General features: G+C 41.7%; 1 protein-coding gene and 1 pseudogene. One reads left to right on the top strand and one right to left on the bottom strand.

Annotation, left to right across the window (positions count from 1 at the left end; all coding sequences use genetic code 11):
* Nucleotides 1-96, top strand: a pseudogene (locus tag A3762_RS28295) (branched-chain amino acid ABC transporter ATP-binding protein); the annotation flags it as partial.
* Nucleotides 97-115: 19 nt separating this feature from the next.
* On the opposite strand, the gene A3762_RS07085 reads toward A3762_RS28295, so the two are convergent.
* On the bottom strand, nt 116-537 hold a 422-nt coding region (locus A3762_RS07085), incomplete at its 5' end, for a sterol desaturase family protein (RefSeq protein WP_197469112.1).

The raw sequence follows: 537 nt of genomic DNA, 5'->3' as shown, positions 1-537 counted from the left end.
GGCTATGTTCTCGAAAACGGCAGTATTGTATTGCAAGACACTGGTGACAACCTGTTGGTCAATGATGAAGTGAAAAAAGCCTATTTAGGCGGATAAACACTCGAAGTAAAGCAGCTCACTGAGCTGCTTTTTTTTCGTCAGCTCGATACCGTTGCTCAACATAAGACGGATGCCTTACAAAGATCGACAGATCTTTATAGCGATATGCATCTTTAAACATATCAATGAACTCATCTAAGTTGAGTCTTAATGGATTAAGTGTCGTGGGCTGTCGAAACGCAACGCCGTACTTTAGTTTTCCTGCTTCAGTCTCATCCCTAAACGTACCAAACAATCTATCCCAGATAATAAACACTCCGCCAAAATTGGTATCCACCTGCTTTTCGTTACAGCCATGATGAACTCGATGATGTGACGGAGTATTAAGGACCCATTCTAAAGGCCCCAAACGTTTGACCGTTTCAGTATGCAAGAAAAACTGATAAGCGAGGTTTGCTTCGATCGCTAGAATCACCCAATCTTTTTCAAAGCCAATTA

This window comes from Oleiphilus sp. HI0125 (assembly GCF_001635355.1).
Note: the sequence above shows the minus strand (reverse complement) of the source record. Positions and strands in the feature narration are given on the sequence as shown.